This is a genomic window from Oryzifoliimicrobium ureilyticum (genome assembly GCF_037199735.1).
In the GTDB taxonomy this organism is placed as follows: domain Bacteria; phylum Pseudomonadota; class Alphaproteobacteria; order Rhizobiales; family Rhizobiaceae; genus Rhizobium; species Rhizobium ureilyticus.
In genome coordinates, this window is the sequence record NZ_JBBBVQ010000002.1 from 252395 (window position 1) to 270628 (window position 18234).

General features: G+C 54.8%; 17 protein-coding genes and 1 tRNA gene. 13 read left to right on the forward strand and 5 right to left on the reverse strand.

The annotated features are described in order from the left end of the window. The first annotated feature begins 108 nt into the window (after nucleotides 1-108). From VQ830_RS04365 to VQ830_RS04380, 4 genes are all read left to right on the forward strand, one after another. Nucleotides 109-1326: an HlyD family secretion protein gene (locus VQ830_RS04365; protein ID WP_438617317.1), complete on the forward strand. Its 1218-nt coding sequence runs from the start codon at nucleotides 109-111 to the stop codon at nucleotides 1324-1326. Nucleotide 1327: 1 nt separating this feature from the next. Next, a complete protein-coding gene (locus VQ830_RS04370) occupies nucleotides 1328-2938 on the forward strand; it encodes a DHA2 family efflux MFS transporter permease subunit (protein WP_438617227.1) in 1611 nt (536 codons plus the stop codon). A gap of 97 nt (nucleotides 2939-3035) precedes the next feature. Continuing rightward, on the forward strand, nucleotides 3036-3242 hold the full coding sequence (locus VQ830_RS04375; protein WP_337266849.1) for a hypothetical protein: 207 nt from the start codon (nucleotides 3036-3038) through the stop codon (nucleotides 3240-3242). A gap of 163 nt (nucleotides 3243-3405) precedes the next feature. Beyond that, nucleotides 3406-4860, forward strand: a complete 1455-nt coding sequence (locus VQ830_RS04380) for a cryptochrome/photolyase family protein (RefSeq protein ID WP_337266850.1) — start codon at nucleotides 3406-3408, stop codon at nucleotides 4858-4860. 84 nt (nucleotides 4861-4944) lie between these two features. Here the strand turns inward: VQ830_RS04380 and VQ830_RS04385 are convergent, their stop codons facing one another. Continuing rightward, nucleotides 4945-5580, reverse strand: coding sequence for a ChrR family anti-sigma-E factor (locus VQ830_RS04385; RefSeq protein WP_337266851.1), 636 nt, complete (start codon nucleotides 5578-5580; stop codon nucleotides 4945-4947). 238 nt (nucleotides 5581-5818) lie between these two features. Here VQ830_RS04385 and VQ830_RS04390 point away from each other — a divergent pair, with 238 nt between their 5' ends. The 4 genes from VQ830_RS04390 to VQ830_RS04405 are packed head-to-tail and all read left to right on the forward strand — an operon-like array spanning nucleotide 5819 to nucleotide 9049. Then, nucleotides 5819-6859, forward strand: coding sequence for a cysteine synthase A (locus VQ830_RS04390; protein ID WP_337266852.1), 1041 nt, complete (start codon nucleotides 5819-5821; stop codon nucleotides 6857-6859). Between the two features lie 3 nt (nucleotides 6860-6862). Then, nucleotides 6863-7603, forward strand: a complete 741-nt coding sequence (locus VQ830_RS04395; RefSeq protein ID WP_337266853.1) for an alanyl-tRNA editing protein — start codon at nucleotides 6863-6865, stop codon at nucleotides 7601-7603. A gap of 11 nt (nucleotides 7604-7614) precedes the next feature. After that, a complete protein-coding gene (gene sseA / locus VQ830_RS04400) occupies nucleotides 7615-8484 on the forward strand; it encodes a 3-mercaptopyruvate sulfurtransferase (RefSeq protein ID WP_337266854.1) in 870 nt (289 codons plus the stop codon). 4 nt (nucleotides 8485-8488) lie between these two features. After that, a complete protein-coding gene (locus tag VQ830_RS04405; protein ID WP_337266855.1) occupies nucleotides 8489-9049 on the forward strand; it encodes a GNAT family N-acetyltransferase in 561 nt (186 codons plus the stop codon). Between the two features lie 163 nt (nucleotides 9050-9212). Here VQ830_RS04405 and ald read toward each other — a convergent pair whose 3' ends face one another. Beyond that, nucleotides 9213-10331 (reverse strand): alanine dehydrogenase, encoded by a 1119-nt coding sequence (gene ald / locus VQ830_RS04410; RefSeq protein ID WP_337266856.1) that lies wholly within the window; start codon nucleotides 10329-10331, stop codon nucleotides 9213-9215. A 141-nt stretch (nucleotides 10332-10472) separates the two neighbouring features. Here ald and VQ830_RS04415 point away from each other — a divergent pair, with 141 nt between their 5' ends. The 3 genes from VQ830_RS04415 (at nucleotide 10473) to VQ830_RS04425 (ending at nucleotide 14085) form a co-directional block, all read left to right on the forward strand. Next, nucleotides 10473-10934 carry an Lrp/AsnC family transcriptional regulator gene (locus VQ830_RS04415; protein ID WP_337266857.1) on the forward strand — a complete coding sequence of 154 codons (462 nt, stop codon included), beginning with the start codon at nucleotides 10473-10475 and terminating at the stop codon, nucleotides 10932-10934. A 104-nt stretch (nucleotides 10935-11038) separates the two neighbouring features. After that, a complete protein-coding gene (locus tag VQ830_RS04420; RefSeq protein WP_337266858.1) occupies nucleotides 11039-11935 on the forward strand; it encodes a DMT family transporter in 897 nt (298 codons plus the stop codon). A 161-nt stretch (nucleotides 11936-12096) separates the two neighbouring features. Next, nucleotides 12097-14085, forward strand: coding sequence for a bifunctional 2',3'-cyclic-nucleotide 2'-phosphodiesterase/3'-nucleotidase (locus tag VQ830_RS04425; protein WP_337267129.1), 1989 nt, complete (start codon nucleotides 12097-12099; stop codon nucleotides 14083-14085). 149 nt (nucleotides 14086-14234) lie between these two features. Here the strand turns inward: VQ830_RS04425 and VQ830_RS04430 are convergent, their stop codons facing one another. Further along, nucleotides 14235-15203: a LysR family transcriptional regulator gene (locus VQ830_RS04430; protein WP_337266859.1), complete on the reverse strand. Its 969-nt coding sequence runs from the start codon at nucleotides 15201-15203 to the stop codon at nucleotides 14235-14237. 127 nt (nucleotides 15204-15330) lie between these two features. Between VQ830_RS04430 and VQ830_RS04435 the strand changes: the two genes are divergently transcribed. Beyond that, nucleotides 15331-15945 (forward strand): FMN-dependent NADH-azoreductase, encoded by a 615-nt coding sequence (locus VQ830_RS04435; RefSeq protein WP_337266860.1) that lies wholly within the window; start codon nucleotides 15331-15333, stop codon nucleotides 15943-15945. Between the two features lie 73 nt (nucleotides 15946-16018). On the opposite strand, the gene VQ830_RS04440 is transcribed toward VQ830_RS04435, so the two are convergent. After that, complete coding sequence (locus tag VQ830_RS04440; RefSeq protein WP_337266861.1) at nucleotides 16019-16348, reverse strand: HlyU family transcriptional regulator; 330 nt, start codon at nucleotides 16346-16348, stop codon at nucleotides 16019-16021. A 116-nt stretch (nucleotides 16349-16464) separates the two neighbouring features. Next, entirely contained in the window at nucleotides 16465-17715 is a 1251-nt protein-coding gene (gene ilvA, locus VQ830_RS04445) for a threonine ammonia-lyase (protein ID WP_337266862.1), read from the reverse strand. A gap of 217 nt (nucleotides 17716-17932) precedes the next feature. Here ilvA and VQ830_RS04450 point away from each other — a divergent pair. Next, a tRNA-Leu gene (locus tag VQ830_RS04450) sits at nucleotides 17933-18017 on the forward strand. Nucleotides 18018-18234: the final 217 nt, after the last annotated feature.

Genomic DNA, 18234 nt, shown 5'->3' on the forward strand with positions numbered 1-18234 from the left:
TTTCGTTCTGTGTAGCGCATCCTGTGACAGATTGCATCTGGTCCACATAGGAACTTGTGTGGTGGCGAAGCGTTAAAGGGCGTTCCTTCCTTTCATATATCGAGATCTATTGTGGACCAGCACCCCAACGTTAAAAGCGCCGATGGGAAAAAAGCTCTTCCGTCCGGCCAAGATGAAAACCAGCGGCAAGAGGAGCGTTCGAAGTCTGTTCAAGACGTCTCCAAGGACGAAAGCGTACAACAAACTGCCGATGAGGCAGATACCGATGCAGATGCCGGTGAGAAAACGCCCCCTATCTGGCGCCGCCACCCCCTCCTCATCGCCGCCATCCTCGTTGCTTTGATCGCGATTGCAGTTGCGAGCTATTTCGTCTGGCTGATCTACTTCCATCCATACGAGACCACAGACGATGCCTTTGTCGATGCGCGAACCTTTTCCGTTGCCTCCAAGGTATCAGGCTATGTTGCCGACGTCAGAGTCTCAGATAACCAGCACGTCGCGACAGGTGACGTCATTTTGACCATCGACCCAAGCGATTATAAAATCGCGCTCGATCAGGCCAATGGTCAGGTTGGCGTTGCCAAGGCAAGTATCGCTAATGCAGATGCGCAGATCGCAGCCGCCGGAGCCTCAATTGATGAAGCGAAAGCACAGCAAGTCTCTTCAGAGGCCGCTTTGCAATATGCCAGGGATGAGAACGACCGTCAGCAGCAATTGGTGAAAAGCGGTGCGGGCTCGCAGCAGGCAGCGCAGCAAGCAGCATCGAACCTGCGACAGGCTCAGGCGAATTATGCGCAAGCGCAGGCGAGCGTAACATCGGCAACAAAGAACAGATTATCCGCGGAGGCGCAGCGTGCGAGTGCTGTTGCAAGTCTTCATCAGGCTGAAGCACAGGTAGAATCGGCTGAACAGAACCTTAAATACACAACGATCACGGCTGCCCAACCCGGCCGGATCGTTAAGCTGTCTGGCTCCAAGGGACAGTTTCTCCAGGCTGGTCAGGCCGTTTCCATGTTCGTGCCGGATGAAGTTTGGATCACCGCGAATTTCAAGGAAACGCAACTCGCAGATATGCGGCCAGGCCAGCCGGTCGATGTCACAATCGATGCTTATCCGGCAGCTACGCTGCATGGAAAGGTCGATTCTGTTCAGCCGGGCTCGGGAACTGCCTTCTCGCTACTGCCAGCAGAAAATGCCACTGGCAACTACGTGAAGGTAACGCAGAGAGTTCCGGTCAAAATCGTAGTGACCGATTGGCCGAAAGATGTCTCTATAGGTCCTGGCATGTCGGTTGTCCCGAGCGTCACCGTAAGGCCGAGGAACTAACGTGAGCACAGCCGCCGCTTCTGCAGGTGCAAACGAGGGATCGGCGCGCGCCGCTAACCCTTGGGTCATCGCGATGGTCGTGTCGCTTGCGACTTTCATGGAAGTCCTGGACACAACCATCGCCAATGTCGCCCTTCGCTACATTTCAGGAGGCCTCGCCGTCAGCTCTGACGAAGCCTCCTGGGTGGTCACGACCTATCTCGTGTCCAACGCAATTGTCCTCGTCGCTAGCAGTTTCATCGCCAAGCGCTACGGCCGGCGACGTTTCTATCTGATATGTCTAGCGACATTCACAGCATCTTCGATCCTCTGTGGCCTCGCCTGGAACCTCGAATCACTTTTGCTTTTTCGAATGATCCAAGGCTTTGCCGGTGGCGGCATGGTGCCGATTTCACAGTCCATCCTCGCGGATTCGTTCCCGCCCTCGAAACGCGGTCAGGCTTTCGCTCTATTCGGCGTTGCTGTCGTTGTCGCTCCTGTCGTCGGACCGACGCTTGGCGGATATCTTTCCGATAATTTCTCCTGGCATTGGTGCTTCTTGATCAATGGACCTGTCGGCGTCCTGGCCTTCGCGCTGATCTATATGCTGGTCAATGAGCCCGCTTCGTTGAAAAAGGAACGCGAAGACATGCGCAGAAAGGGAGTTCGCTTCGACATCGTCGGCTTTCTGCTCGTTGCAACATTCCTTGGCGCGTTGGAACTTGTCCTTGACCGAGGTCAGACGGAGGATTGGTTCGGTTCGAATTTCATCGTCGTCAGTACGATGATTTGCGTCGCCGCATTCCTATTGGCGATCCCGTGGCTCATAAGCGCCCGCAATCCTGTGGTTGACGTCAGGCTGCTCGCAAGCCGGCAGTTCGGCTCCTGCTTCATCGTCATGCTGGCGACCGGTGCCATTTTGATTGCAACAACGCAATTCATTCCGCAGGTTCTGCAGGAAAATTACGGATATACAGCGACATGGGCCGGAATGGCATTATCTCCAGGCGGTCTGGTCACAATGTTTATGATGTTCGTTGCCGGACGCTTGAGCGGACGCTTCCAGCCGAAATACATGATCGCGATCGGCATGGCGATCATCGGCCTTGCCATGTACGATCTTACGCGCCTAACGGCAGACGCTAATTTCGGCTTCTTCGTCTGGTCGCGCATCTTCTTGGGAATAGGCCTGCCGCTGATCTTTATTCCCATGACGTCAGCCTCCTACGACGGTTTGCGTCCTGACCAAACGGACCAGGCCTCCGCGCTTATCAATGCGGCTCGCAACACCGGTGGCTCTATTGGCGTTTCCATCGCGTCAAACGTGCTCGCTCATCGTGAACAATGGCACCAGAGCAGACTTGTTGAACACGTCATCCCGTCTGACCCAGCGTATAATCAGGCGATGCAGACTGCGACACAGGTTTTCGTGCAGCGTGGATCAAGCTCAGGTGATGCACAGTCGCAAGCCATGGGATGGATCTGGCAACAGGTTCAGCAGCAGTCAAGCTTCCTCGCCTATATCGACGTGTTTCACGTCTTGATGCTGATCTCGCTCGCGATGGTGCCACTCGCCCTGATCTTAAGACGCATCGATCTGGGCAACGACGATCACCCCAAAGCCGCCCATTGATGACTCGAACCGCGGAAAATTGATTGGTTACAGCGCCATAGGGAACAATCAAGGCAAGCTCACGTTTAGAGCTAGCAACGAGCCTGGGGAGTTCTCTATGACAGAAATTCGAGAAAAAGAGCGACGCAACCGCACAATGCGCGGTCGTCCCTATAGTCTCGCCGAGTTCATGGCGAAGTACGACCTTTCGGAACAGGAAGCCGGAGATCTTTATACGCGTTTCGGCCCTTCATCGGTTGAGCTTGATCTTTTAATGGCTGCAAAGCGTCGTATTCCTGCACTCCCGGACCCGGTAGCGGAATAAAGATGCGCTCGTAGCACGTAAGAGAGCTGGAAGTTGTGATGTCCGAAGGCAAACAAGCCTTCGGACTTTTTATTTGAGCTGATCTCGACAAAGTCTAGCTCGACGGCGATCTACCTGCTGGCTTCATACGTAGAGCATAAAAATGCCAAAGGGAAAGTTTTGAATGACGCAGGACGAGCCGCGCTCCATTATTTTGTGGTTCAGAAAAGATCTTCGACTTGATGACAATCATGCCCTCAATGCTGCGGCTGAGAGCAATCAGCCCATCATACCGGTTTTTATTTATCAGCCGGACGCAGACAAGGGTGGCCCCCTGGGCGAAGCCCAAAAATGGTGGCTGCATCACTCCCTGCAAAGCCTTTCGGACAGCTTGGATCAAAAGGGAGGAAAACTGCTCCTTGCGTCCGGTGACGTCCAAGACATACTTCGCGAGCTGACGCAAGCCACCAACGCGCAGGCGATCTATTGGAACCGATGCCATGATCCCGTGTCAGCTGAAATCGATGAGCAAGTCGAGCAAATTTGCGACAAAGCCGGTCTGAAAACCGAGATTTTCCCAGGTCAGCTGCTTCACGATCCTGATAGGATCAGAACAGGCGGCGGCAGCGGCTTTCGCGTTTACACGCCATTCTGGCGGGCCCTTGAAAAGGAGCCGGAGCCGGAAGAGCCGCTCTCAGCCTCCCGTAAACTGCTGTTTGCCGCCCACAAGGTGAAATCGGAACGGCTCGACGATTGGAATCTCCTGCCGAAGAAGCCGAATTGGGCAAGTCATTTTTCCGAGCTTTGGGAGCCAGGCGAGGCCGGCGCAAAGAAACGGCTTCACAGCTTCATAAAGAACCATATCTCCGGCTACGCGAAGAACAGGGATATCCCTGCAGTCGACGGTACCTCGCGGCTTTCTCCGCATCTCGCACACGGAGAAATTTCGCCGAGACAGATCTGGCACGCCACCCGAGGCCTCGGGCACCAGGTCGGAAGAGAAGATGTCAGGCGCTTTCGCCAGGAACTGGTATGGCGCGAATTTTCCTACCATCTCCTGCACTATTTCCCCAAACTTGCGTCAGCAAACTGGAACGAGCGTTTCGACAGGTTCGCTTGGCGAGGGGATAATGCTCAGTTTCGCGCATGGGCGCGTGGGCTTACAGGTTATCCCATCGTCGACGCGGGAATGCGTCAACTCTGGAAACATGGATACGTCCACAATAGGGTTCGGATGATTGTCGGCTCGTTTCTCATCAAAGATCTGATGATCGATTGGCGCAAAGGCGAGGAATGGTTCCGCGATACGCTGCTCGACGCAGATCCTGCCAACAACGCAGCCAGCTGGCAGTGGGTGGCCGGAAGCGGAGCAGATGCATCACCGTTCTTCCGGATATTCAATCCCATTACGCAGGGAGAAAAGTTCGACCCGAACGGCGATTACATCCGGCGTTACGTTCCAGAGCTTGCCAAGCTCGACACTGCTTACATCCATAAGCCCTTCGCGGCGCCGGCCAGCGTTCTCGAAAACGCCTCCGTGGTTCTGGGTAAAACCTATCCGAAACCAATCGTCGATCACGCCACAGCACGAAACCGTGCACTTGACGCCTACAAAGCGGTAAAGAGTAGCGACGATTGACGGGAGCAAGAGAGCTACCCCAATAGTCACGACAGCCTCGAACTCTCGCGAGGTGAAGTCTAAGCTGTGGGGCGCTGGAGCAAACTATCCAATGAGGTCGCCGATGATCTGGCGAAACGACCCAGTGAGTTTGAGCGGCGCATCGAGAACCGAATAGGCAATGCAGGGACGCTCGCTCTCTGCAACAGGCTGGTGATCAAGATCTCCGTCTGCAACGGAGATATCGCCCGGTCCAAAACGGCCATGCCCATCACTGTAGGCACCGTCGAGCACCAATGTCAGCTCAACGCCCTTATGTGTGTGAGCAGGCATCTTACGGCCAGGACGAATCCACATCATACGCACGTCGAGCCCATCCAGTTCGATCTGATATTCCTTGAAACCCGGAAGCTTTGCTCGCCATGGAATATCGGTTTCGTCGTAACCAATCATTCGTTGAATGGGTGGCGGAACAAGCGATGCGCGTTTGCGGGTAAGCGCTGGCTTCGGCGCCGGAGATGAAAAAATGGATTGAAGCGCCTTTTGCCTGTTCGTCAACGACGTCGCAGGCATACGGTCCAATTCATCGCCTGCAAGGGATTCAAGACCGGCAACTACGTCGCGATGATCTTTCTTCATCCAAAGATGAGACTCCATCAAAACATGCACGGGCTGCGGAAGCGAACCAGCCACATAATAAGCCATCAAGGCGTCTATCGTATTCATGTCGTCGTGGATCATTAGACCTGAAAGCAACCTTTTTTCTGGACCTCAGTTAGTTTTTGTTGATGACGGATTTCATTGTCAATCATTTCAATCCTAACTACGCGCTGAAACTTAAATCTCTACGGGACCTACAGAACTTTTGGGGTCTAATTTTGTTGCCAGCGGCAAGAGGAGGAAATGTCATTTCTTGTCAGCTCTGCCTTGTGAAGGGAGAAGAGCGTTCATACAGTAAGGCTATCGAAAGAGGCAGATCATGACAGTCCATCCTTCCGTTCTAGAAGCCATCGGCAATACGCCCTTGATCAAATTACAATCCGTTTCAGAAACGACGGGCTGCACGATCTTGGGTAAAGCCGAGTTTCTCAATCCAGGTCAGTCCGTCAAAGACAGAGCCGCACTGTACATCATCCGCGATGCGGAAAAGAAGGGATTGCTGCGGCCAGGCGGCGTGATTGTCGAAGGCACGGCCGGCAACACTGGGATCGGTTTGACAGTGGTTGCCAAGGCGCTGGGCTATCGCACCGTTATCGTCATTCCAGAAACTCAAAGCCAGGAAAAGAAAGAAGCCTTGAAACTGCTCGGCGCAGAGCTCGTCGAGGTGCCGGCGGTTCCCTATAAGAACCCAAACAATTACGTCAAGATTTCAGGGCGTCTAGCAGAGCAGTTGGCCAAGATCGAACCGAATGGCGCGATCTGGGCAAACCAGTTCGACAATATCGCCAATCGTCAGGCTCATATTGAAACGACGGCGCCAGAAATTTGGCGTGATACCGAGGGCAAGGTTGACGGTTTCATCTGCGCCGTCGGATCAGGTGGAACGCTGGCCGGAACTGGGATTGGCCTAAAGGGCTTTAACTCCAATGTCAAAATCGGACTGGTCGATCCCGACGGCGCGGCGCTCTACGAGTACTATGCGCATGGTGAGCTTAAGTCGGAAGGCTCCTCCATAACCGAGGGCATTGGCCAAGGCCGCATAACGGCCAACCTGGAAGGTTTCACGCCGGACTTTGCCTGCCGGGTTTCGGACGCCGAAAGCCTGCCTTATGTTTTTGACCTCATTGAGCATGAGGGGCTTTGCCTTGGAGGATCTTCTGCAATCAATATTGCAGGGGCTGTTAAGCTTGCCAAGGAACTTGGACCTGGCCATACGATCGTGACGATCCTGTGCGACTATGGCAACCGCTATCAATCGAAGTTGTTCAATCCGGAATTCCTTGCCTCCAAGGGTCTGCCGGTTCCCGCGTGGCTGACGAAGTCGTCCAATATCCGCGTTCCTTACGAAACGGCAGCATAATCGATGACCGTCCAGGCGCTTTTTCGCGATGACTTCTACCTTTCGACCTGTGAAGCCACTGTCACAGCCGTCCATGAAGACGGCGGTGTCGAACTCGATCAGACCTGCTTTTACGCCACATCTGGCGGCCAACCGGGCGATATCGGTTTCTTCGAGCGGGCTGATGGGAGCCGGATCGAGATTAGACAGGCACGTCATGGAGATACAAAGGACATCATCATTCACGCTGCGGCACCCGATAGCCCACGGCCGGAGCTTGGCGAGAAACTTGTCCTGCATATTGATTGGCCCCGCCGCTATCGCTTGATGCGCATGCATACGGCTTGCCATCTTTTGTCGGTCGTATGCCCCTTCCCGATCACTGGAGCCGCCGTGGGAGAAGAGGAAAGCCGTGTCGACTTCGACTTGACGGAGACTGTTGATCGGCTCGACATCAGCGAAAGGCTGATGGAGTTGGTTCGGCAAAATCATCCTGTCTATGTCCAATGGATTACGGATGCCGAGCTTGCGGCGAACCCCGGCATCGTCAAATCAAAGAACGTGCGTCCTCCGATCGGGCTTGGCCGTGTCAGCCTTGTCTGCATCGGCGAGAACGCAAGCATCGATAGCCAACCATGTGGCGGCACACATGTCTCTGAAACGCAGGAAGTTGGCGAAATCCACATCGCCAAGATAGAAAAGAAGGGTAAGGAGAACAGGCGGTTCCGCATTCGATTCGGTTCTGCAGATACGGACGCCGCATAAGGAGTGCGAGAATGAGCAACGAAACGAGCCGCTTCGTCGTATCGGCCGATTGGCTGCGAAATGAGCTGGGCAAGCCTGATCTGCGCGTCGTGGACGCCTCGTATTACCTGCCGGCTCACGCCCGTGATGCAAACGCTGAATATAAGGCAGGGCACGTTCCAGGCGCCGTTCGCTTTGACCACGACAAGATTGCCGATCACTCCGTGCCGTTGCCGCACACCGTTCCCTCACCTGATCTGTTTGCTGCCGAAGTCGGAAAGCTCGGGATCGGCGCAGATGACCGGATCGTGATTTATGACGGATTTGGCTTCTGGTCGGCACCGCGCGCGTGGTGGCTTTTCAGGATCATGGGCGCGAGAAACGTGTTCGTCCTTGATGGCGGCCTTGATGGCTGGAAAGCAGCCGGCCTTCCCCTCGAGGCAGAAGTTCCACATTATGACGCCAAGATTTTCAAAGCTGACTTCGATCAAGGCCGGGTCGTTGATCTCGAGACCATGCGGGACATTGTTTCAAGTGGCGCCATGCAAATCGCCGATGCGCGAGCAGCAGGCAGATTTACTGGAACGGAGCCCGAGCCACGCGCTGGCATGCGATCTGGACATATGCCTGGTGCTCGCAATGTGCCCGTCGGCTCGCTCTCGGAGGGCGGCAAGCTGAAGTCGCTCACCGAGCTCAGGCAGATCCTTGAAACTGCCGGCGTCGATCTATCGCGGCCAGTCGTCACTTCCTGTGGTTCAGGCGTGACAGCGGCGGCGATCACGCTTGCGCTGGAATCGCTCGGACATACGGACAACAAGCTCTATGACGGCTCATGGAGCGAGTGGGGCAGCCGGCAGGACACCTCAGTCGTGACGGGCGCGGCAGAACTGGTCAAAAAGTAAATCCATGGTCAAGTCTCCCTCCTCGCTCAGCGTCCATATCACTCGCCTTGAAATGACGGCTCCGCCGAAAGCAAGCCTACCTATGCCGGTCAATATCCAGACCGCCATCATGCGGGCGCCGGAAATTCCCCTGCCCTTTTATCGATATCTTTATCGGCAGGTCGGCGCACGCTGGCAATGGGTCGACCGCTTGCGGCTGAGCGACGATCAGCTCACCGCAACGTTGCACGACAAGCGAAACAACATCAGCGTGCTCTACGTCAATGGCGCGCCGGCTGGGTTTTATGAATACCTCGTCGAAGATGACGATCAGATCGAGCTCACCCATTTCGGTCTGATGGAACATGCCTTAGGCCTCGGGATTGGCAAGTGGTTTCTTCTCCAGGCGCTCTACGCGATCTGGCTGCTCAATCCGCAGCGGGTGGTGACGACGACCAACACGCTCGATCACCCCCGCGCTCTTCAGCTCTATCAAATGTTTGGCTTCTCGCCAGTATCGACTGGGACTGGGATCGTCAGACCCTTGTCTGACAAAGAACTGCTGGAACTTGCGAAAAAAGCCTAGCCAACGACCCTGCAAACAATCTCTGCAGGCCCGGTCGAGCCTGTAGAAGGCGCTCGGCCCGTTCAGCAAAACGAGCCGTTCGAACAGGCAACGAATATCCATTTCCGCCCTGATACAGCTTATAGTGTATCAGCGACTTCGATCCCTTCACAAAAGCCTGATACTAGGCAACAGCGAGCACGCTTTCGGAGGAATGGACTTGATAGCCCAAGGCTTCACCAACCGCCTTATTGGTGATGCGGCCCCGATGCACGTTCAGACCATTCCGCAGATGTTTGTCCTCGACAAGCGCACCAAGTCCACGATCGGCCAACGCAAGACCATGATGCAGAGTGGCATTGTTAAGGGCATGAGCGGAGGTCACAGGCACCGCACCGGGCATATTCGCCACGCAGTAATGAATAACGCCGTCGATTTCGTAAGTTGGGTCTGAATGGGTCGTCGCATGGGATGTTTCGAAACATCCGCCCTGATCGATCGCAACGTCGACGATCACGGCACCCTTTTTCATTCCCGACAGCATTTCCCGTGTCACGAGCTTTGGAGCCGCTGCGCCTGGGATAAGCACGGCGCCGATAACGAGATCAGCGGAAAACACTTCCTCTTCCAGCGCCTGCAAGCTTGAATAGCGTGTATGAACACGTCCAGCAAAGAGATCGTCAAGTTGTCTGAGGCGAGCCAAGGAGCGATCGAGGATCACGACATCGGCCCCAAGTCCGACAGCCATGCGAGCGGCATGCAGGCCAACGACACCACCGCCGAGGATCGTCACCTTTCCAGGCGCAACACCTGGAACACCTCCCAGAAGAATCCCACGCCCGCCATTTGCCTTTTGAAGGCTTACCGCGCCTGCCTGAATGGATAGGCGTCCGGCCACTTCCGACATAGGAGCGAGAAGGGGCAGACTACCACGCTCATCCGTGACGGTTTCGTATGCCACCGCGGTCACGCCAGACTCGATCAAGCCTTTCGTCTGTTCAGGATCGGGCGCCAGATGCAGATAGGTGTAAAGAATCTGTCCGTCTTTCAGGAGACACCACTCAGAAGGCTGGGGCTCCTTGACCTTGACGATCATGTCGCACTTTTCCAAGATATCTTTAGCGGTCGCCACGACCTTTGCACCAGCGGCAGCATAAGCGGCATCATCGGCGCCAATGCCCAGCCCCGCTTTCGTCTCGACCCAAACATCGTGACCGTGCGCCACATATTCCCGCACTGCAGCGGGGGTCAAACCGACACGATATTCGTGATTTTTGATTTCTCTTGGGCATCCTACGCGCATCTTTTCCTCCTCGTCACTGCTCTTTCGGTACACGGAAGTTTGGCATCGACGGCGCGCAATGTCCTTGCGATTATCTGTTGCAAAGGCCGCAGTTTCCGAAGAAAATTGCGCCATTAAGGTCATTATTCGAAGGTTCTGAACATGCATGATCTCGATGCGACGGATCTTGCCATTTTGCGCCAACTTCAGGCGAACGCCAGAATGACGAATTCGGACTTGGCCGCAAAAGTCGGGCTTTCGGCCTCGGCCTGTTCACGACGTCTCGACATTTTGGAGAAGAGCGGTGTGATTGGTGGATACCATGCCCATATTGCTCACAAAGCACTCGATTACAGAATGATCGCGATCGTCCACATCTCGCTGTCCGGGCAATTTGCAAAAACGCTTTCGGAATTCGAGTCAGCGGTGAAGCGATGTCCAAATGTCCTCGTCTGTTATCTTATGTCAGGCGAATACGACTATATTCTTCGCGTTGCCGCGCGGGACTTGGAAGATTACGAACGCATCCATCGCGACTGGCTGTCGGCGCTGCCGCACGTCGTGAAGATCAACTCCAGCTTCGCCCTGCGGGAGATCGTCGACCGACCGAATGTCGGGCTTTGATGGTGCTGCGCCAACAGCAAATTTATGAAGTACATCCCCGGTTGGCGGGTGGCAGGAGGGAAATTTTCCTGTAGGTGTGAACGACACCCCAACCAGAAAATATCATGTCTTCCAAAACTCAAGGCTACCTCTTCGTTCTGCTGGCGATCACCATTTTTTCCGTACAGGACGCAATTTCAAAACATCTCGGAAGTGCTTATCCGCCGATCTTCATCACGATGATTCGTTATTGGGCCTTCGCATCTTTCGCCACGATCTTTGCTGCCAAAGCACCTGGCGGCCTTACCGCAGCGATAAGAACCAAGCGTCCAATGCTGCAAATCCTACGGGGGGTCCTTCTCGTTTCGCAGATCGTAACGGTCGTTTATTGTTTCGCCTCGATAGGACTTGCCCACTCGCAGGCAATCTTTTCCGCTACACCGCTTCTGGTCGCGCTCCTATCCATTCCCTTGCTCGGTGAAACGGTCGGCTGGCGACGTTGGAGCGCGATCGCGGCAGGCATGATCGGGGTCTTGATCATCCTTAAACCAAGCGGAGATGTTTTTGACGTCAAACAGCTTCTGGCGATCTTCGCAAGCTTGTTGTTTGCCTTTTACGTCATTGTCACACGGCTGGTCAGCCGTGACGATTCGTCCGTCACGAGCTTCTTCTACACCGGCGTCGTCGGTGCAGTTTTTATCACCGCGCTCGGTCCATTCTATTGGACCTCATTTTCCGGCTGGGACTATGGCTGGATGTTCATGCTTTGCGTCACCGGAATATCCAGTCACTATTTCCTCATACGCGCTTACAACGTACTGGACGCTGCTGCCGTACAGCCCCTCACCTATTTGCAACTGGTTTATGCCTCCGTCATCGGTGCGACCATCTATGGCGAACAATTGACGAGAAATATGGTGTTGGGCTCCGTGATCGTCGTTAGCGCCGGGATTTTCACCATCTGGCGCGAGCAGATTGTCGCACGACGTGTTCGCCTCGCGCAGCAGCAGCCGAACCGGTAACGACACTGTCATTTTAGGCTAGTAAACGATAGGTCGCCGAGAAATTGCACGAGCCACATAAAAAACAATCTGTATAGTTCGATTACGACCAGGCACGCCCACCATTCATGCCGGTAAGTGTGCGGGGTGAGTTGGTCCTGATAAGTTAGAGGGATGTTATGATGAATACACGTCAGCACGATTTTACAATGACACGGCGCGGCCTGCTTAGCGGCATTGCAGCCACCTCGGCGCTGGTCTTCCTCCATCCCTTCAGCGCACGGGCGGCAGGCAACCAAGCGCATTTGCGGCTGATGGAAACCACGGACATCCACGTCAACGTCTTTCCTTACGATTATTATGCTGACAAGCCCAACGACACATTGGGCCTGACCCGCACCGCGACGATCATCGACAAGATCCGTGCAGAGGCTACGAACGCGCTACTGATCGACAATGGTGACGTGCTCCAAGGCAATCCGATGGGTGATTACATGGCCTATCAGCACGGCATGAAGGACGGCGACGTTCATCCTGTGATAAAGGCAATGAACACCCTGGACTACACCGTTGGAACGCTTGGCAATCACGAGTTCAATTACGGCCTCGACTTCATGTTCAAGGTCCTTGGGGGCGCAAACTTCCCCTTCGTCTGCGCCAACCTCACCAAGGGAAAGCTTGCAAGTGATCCGCGCAAAGACGAGCTTTTCTTCAAGCCCTATATGATCGTCGAAAAGACCATCACCGACGGTGCCGGAAACAAAAGCCCGATCAAGCTTGGCTTCATCGGTTTCGTTCCGCCACAGATCATGATGTGGGACGTCAAGAACCTTGAGGGCAAAGCGCAGACGCGCGATATCGTTCAGGCTGCAAAGGCTTGGGTTCCGCAGATGAAGGAAGAGGGAGCCGATGTCATTATTGCGCTCTCGCACTCAGGTATTGACGGGGCTCCGCAGACCGAACGCATGGAGAACGCGGCGCTTTATCTTGCGGCCGTCGACGGAATCGATGCAATCTTCACGGGGCATCAGCATCTTGTGTTTCCAGGTCCGAAAACTTGGGACGGGGTGGCCGGGGCCGATCCCGTTAAAGGCACCCTGCGCGGAAAGCCTTGCGTTATGGCGGGCTTCTGGGGCTCGCATCTCGGCCTCATCGACCTTCTTCTCGAGAAGGATGGAAAAAGCTGGAAAATCGTCGACTTCACGAGCGAAGCAAGACCGATTTACCACCGTGACAGTTCCAAGAAGATCATCGCCGATGTAACCGACAAGAAGGAGGTCGCGGAAGCGGCGAAGGCCGAACATGAGGCAACGCTGAACTATGTTCGCACGCCTGTCGGCAAATCGTCTGCGCCGCTTTATTCCTACTTTGCTCTCGTCGCCGATGATCCTTCCGTGCAAATCGTCAGCCAGGCACAGCTGTGGTATATAAAGCAAATGTTGGCGGACACGAAATACAAGGATCTGCCGGTACTTTCAGCAGCCGCTCCCTTTAAAGCTGGTGGCCGAGGCGGGGTCGACTACTACACCGATGTTCCTGCCGGAAACATCGCCATCAAAAACGTCGCCGATCTCTATCTTTATCCCAACACGGTCCAGGCGGTGCAGGTTACTGGCGAACAGGTTCGAAATTGGCTGGAAATGTCAGCCGGGATCTTCCGTCAGATCACGCCCGGCACAAAGGATTCAGATCTCATCGATACCTCTTTCCCGTCGTACAATTTCGACGTGATCGATGGCGTGACCTATCAGATCGATCTGTCGAAACCGCGTCGCTTCGATAACGATGGAAAGCTTGTCGATGCGACTTCATCGCGTATCGTCGATCTGAAGTTTGATGGAAATCCGATCGATCCCGCGCAGAAATTCATCGTCGTTACCAACAACTACCGTGCAGGCGGTGGCGGAAGTTTCCCCGAGATTGCCGCCGATAAAGTCATCTTTCAAGCGCCTGACACCAATCGCGATGTTCTCGTGCGGTACGTCCATGAACAGGGGACCATCAATCCGACGGCAGACGGCAACTGGACCTTTAAACCAATGCCCGGGACCAGCGTGATCTTTGACAGCGGGCCGAAGGCCAGGAACTATGTTGCCCAAGTCAAAAGCGTCAAGATCGAGGAGGCTGGAGATGGTCCGGAAGGCTTCGCTCGCTTCCGGCTCATCCTCTAATCGTCCTTCAGCCGCGATGAGACAGAAATAGGCGACCGCTTGCACAGAGGCTCAGGCCCGGAAAATCAGGAGTGATTCCGGGCCGGCACCACCGGCGGCGCAGCAATCACTAAGCACTCGCCCCCTTGTCTTCCCGCAGGATTGGGGAGCTATTCGGCAGCTTGCGGGAGATCCGCTTCTCGGAGAGCTTCCAAACGGCTATTGAACTCGTGCTTTGATGGGCACCGCGACAGAATTTCTCGGAACTGGTCGATCATCCACCGGCCAGCCGGTCCCGGCGGAAATGCGCGCCGATGGATTGCATAGAGTGGGTACTCACCCTGTTCATAAGCCTTCAGATCCAGATGGACCAAGCGTCCGCTGCGCAAATCGTCGCGTACCACAGCAGCCGGCAATCCGCCCCACCCAAGCCCGTTGCGTATGAGTTCGTGCTTGGTCGCAATATCGCCGACACGCCATGTATGGTAGGAGAGAACGTTGAAGTCCCTGCCCTTGGTAAGCCCGGACGCATCCGTCACCACCAGCTGGGTCTCTTCCCTGACGTCCGCCAGAGCGAGAGGACGGTTTAGCATTGCTAATGGATGGTCCTGCGCGGCTACGGGCAACATGAATGAATGACCGATTCGTTCTATCTCAAGCCGATCGTCATTCTCGTCAAGCGCCGTTCCGATGCCAATCGATGCCGTTCCATCACGGACCATGTTCATCACCATACCGAGTTCGCCTACATTCAAAACAGGCGCAACCGAGGGGAAATGAACCTTGAAGGCATGAAGGACTTGAATGACCGCCGCGGACGGCACCATGACGCTCAGCGCAATCGACAGCTCTGCTTCAAGGCCTTGCTTGAGTCCGGCGACCCGAGCGCGGATCGTGTCAAGATCGCCAAGAAGCCTGCGGGCATCTTGCAGCAACGTTTTGCCTGCTTCTGTCAAACGCGGCTGCCGGAGCCCTGTGCGTTCAAACAATTGAAGCTCCAACTGCGCTTCAAGGTTGGCGATCGTATAACTGATCACCGATTGTGCTCGATTTAGAGCGCGGGAGGCACCGGAAAAGCTGCCCTCTTCAGCAACGACCTTGAACACCTGCAACTGATCGAGCGTGGGATTCGGCTGCATCTATCAATTCCTTCGATTGAATTCATCGATATTATTCCAGTTTATTGGATGGGGCACCAGATCTATTTCTCACAGCGAACGAGCACGATTTCGTGCCTCAGTCGCAGACACACAGAGGGAATTACCGATGTCCTCCATTCTTCTTCTCACCTCCAGTCCCCGCGCCGACTCACTGTCGACCCAGATTGCGGTCGAGCTCGCCGACAAGCTGAAAGCAAAAAACGCGGGCAGCATCGTCACGCGTCGCGATCTTGGATTGAACCCTCTTCCTCATATCGACGATCTTTTCACGAATGCGATCCGTAAACCGACAGACGCGCGTACGCCTGAGGAAAATGCTGCCGCCAAAAAGTCGGACGAGCTAGCTGAGGAGCTTCTGGCAGCCGATACGCTGGTGATCGCGACCGGGCTAATCAACTTCAATATCTATTCTTCCCTGAAAGCGTGGATCGACCATATTGCGCGCTCAGGCGTGACCTTCCGCTATACCGAAAATGGTCCAGTGGGCCTTGCAACTGGCAAGAAGGCGTACATCGTCTTGGCTTCCGGCGGCGTCTACTCACAAGGTCCGGCTGCACCCCTCAACCATGCCGTCCCCTATCTGAAATCGGTCCTGGCCTTCATCGGAATTACCGATGTCGAGACTGTCTATGTTGAAGGCCTAGCATTTGGTCCGGAAGCTGCAGAAAAAGCCATCCAAGCAGCCAAGGAGCGTACCGAGGCTCTGGCACTCGCTGCCTGAGGCGTTCTTTAAATAAAGAGTCGGCCGAAGAAATCTCGGCCGCATCTCTGATAAGCAGCGATAAAAATCGCCCTTACACTTGGCGTTGCGCGGCGCCATCAGCAAAGAGCGAGGCGCCGTTTTGATCGATGATTTGCTCGGCCTTGCGAATGGTAAATTCCACCGCTTCGTCTGCCGTAGAAAAAAGGTCTGCACGAATGAAGCTTCTCGTCAGTACCTGATCGCCTACCGTTTTTGTAATACGTCCGGCTAGGCGGTATTGCGCGCCTTCCTTCATCGGCTCCGGATAGATGGTGCAATCGCCGTAGGGCTTTGGATCCGCAGACACTGCCGACGGCGATGCGCCGCTTTTTGAGCCGCCGCCCGAAAACATCGAAATAAGGGACGAAAAGATCGAAGCCATCACCGTTCCACAGTTGTCATGCACATTTTTGTTAGCCGCCCCCGGCCGGTATTTTTGCGAGGGCAAGCCTGTCGTCTCTGCTTAGCCTTAACATGCGCCCTCGACAGCTCGCAAACTTAAATGATCAGGTTCGCCAGGATCTCGTTTTCGGTGATGTCTTCAAATCCAAGAGCCGCGTTCTCGAAATTTTCAATCAGGCTCGCAAAGTTTTCCGGTGCTGTCGTTTCGATGCCGATGAGAACCGAACCAAAGTTACGCGCCGTCTTCTTAAGATATTCGAATCGGGAAATATCGTCATCCGGTCCAAGCAGGCTGAGAAAATCGCGCAGTGCACCGGGTCTTTGCGGCAAACGCAGGATGAAGTATTTCTTCAATCCCGCATAGCGCATGGCGCGCTCCTTGACGTCGGGCAAACGCTCGAAATCAAAATTACCACCTGACACAACGGCAACCACCGTCTTGCCCCTGATGTGATCTTTGTTGATCGTGGCGAGAGCCGTCAGCGCGAGCGCGCCGGCAGGTTCAAGAACAACACCCTCGACATTGAGCATTTCCGTGATGGTCACGCAAATAGCGTTTTCGGGGATAAGCATGACCTGCTCGGGCCGGAAATGGCGGAGAGCGTGAAAATTCAGGTCGCCGATCCGAGCGACTGCCGCGCCGTCCACGAAATTGTCGACCTTCGACAAGGTCACCTGATGGCCGGCTTCCAAGCTGCGACGCAGGCTCGGCGCACCAGAAGGCTCGGTGAAAAGAAAGCCTTGGTCATCGACATGGCCGTTCAGATAGCCAGTGACACCGGCAGCCAAACCGCCACCGCCGACCGGCAGAACCACGAGATCAGGCTTGGTACCCGCAGGCAACTGCCGGAGGATTTCTGCGCCGACAGTTGCTTGCCCTTCGATAATATCAGCATGATCGAAGGGCGGCACCATGACGCCGCCGATCGCTTCGACATGGTCGCGCGCTGCCTGATAGCACTGATCGAAAAAGTCACCCACCAGCTTGATCGTAACAAAACCGGCTCCGAAAATCCGCGTCTTATCGATCTTCTGCTGCGGTGTCGTCACCGGCATGAAAACAATGCCCGTAACGCCAAAGTGCCGACATACATAGGCAAAGCCCTGGGCGTGGTTTCCAGCTGACGCGCAAACAAACACCTTGTCCTTTGCACCATCAGCAAGAGCTTTTCGAAAGAAGTTGAAGGCGCCGCGAATCTTGTAGGAGCGGACGGGAGATAGGTCTTCGCGCTTTAGCCAGATCGCGGCGTCATAGCGTGCCGAAAGGTGATCGTTGTATTGAAGCGGCGTTTCCGGAAAAAGTTCACGGATCGCCTCTTCGGCTTTGTCGACATCCTGCTGTTTCATCTGTCTTCCATCCATTCGAGGCATGGCTATCGCACAGATGCCGAGACGGTTGAAGTCTATTTGATCAACGAGTGCCAAGAGCGGCTGTCAGGAGGCAAAAACGGACAGTGTTTTGCCGTCGCGCTGATGTCGGTTACGGCAGCATTTGCAAAATCGCGGGACTTTTTTGCAAAACATCAGTTGACTGAATCTTTCAGCTGCTTGAAAAGCAACGCATGCGGGCGTGGCGAAACTGGTAGACGCAAGGGACTTAAAATCCCTCGGCCTTGGCTGTACGGGTTCGACCCCCGTCGCCCGCACCATCCTACCTTTTGTGGCGGCTACGTCTGCTAACACTTTGAATGGCAGTGTGTTTTCGGCGGTTCGAAAGCCCAGTTCAGGGGCATATTGAAGTTTGTCGGTGAATACTAATTTCCTTACCGCACGACGATCTGCGATATTTCCAGTTTCCCATAATTTCCAAGGGCTTGCCAAAAAAATCAAAGCGGTTCGTAAGGTTGCGTCGAAATCCGGCAGGAC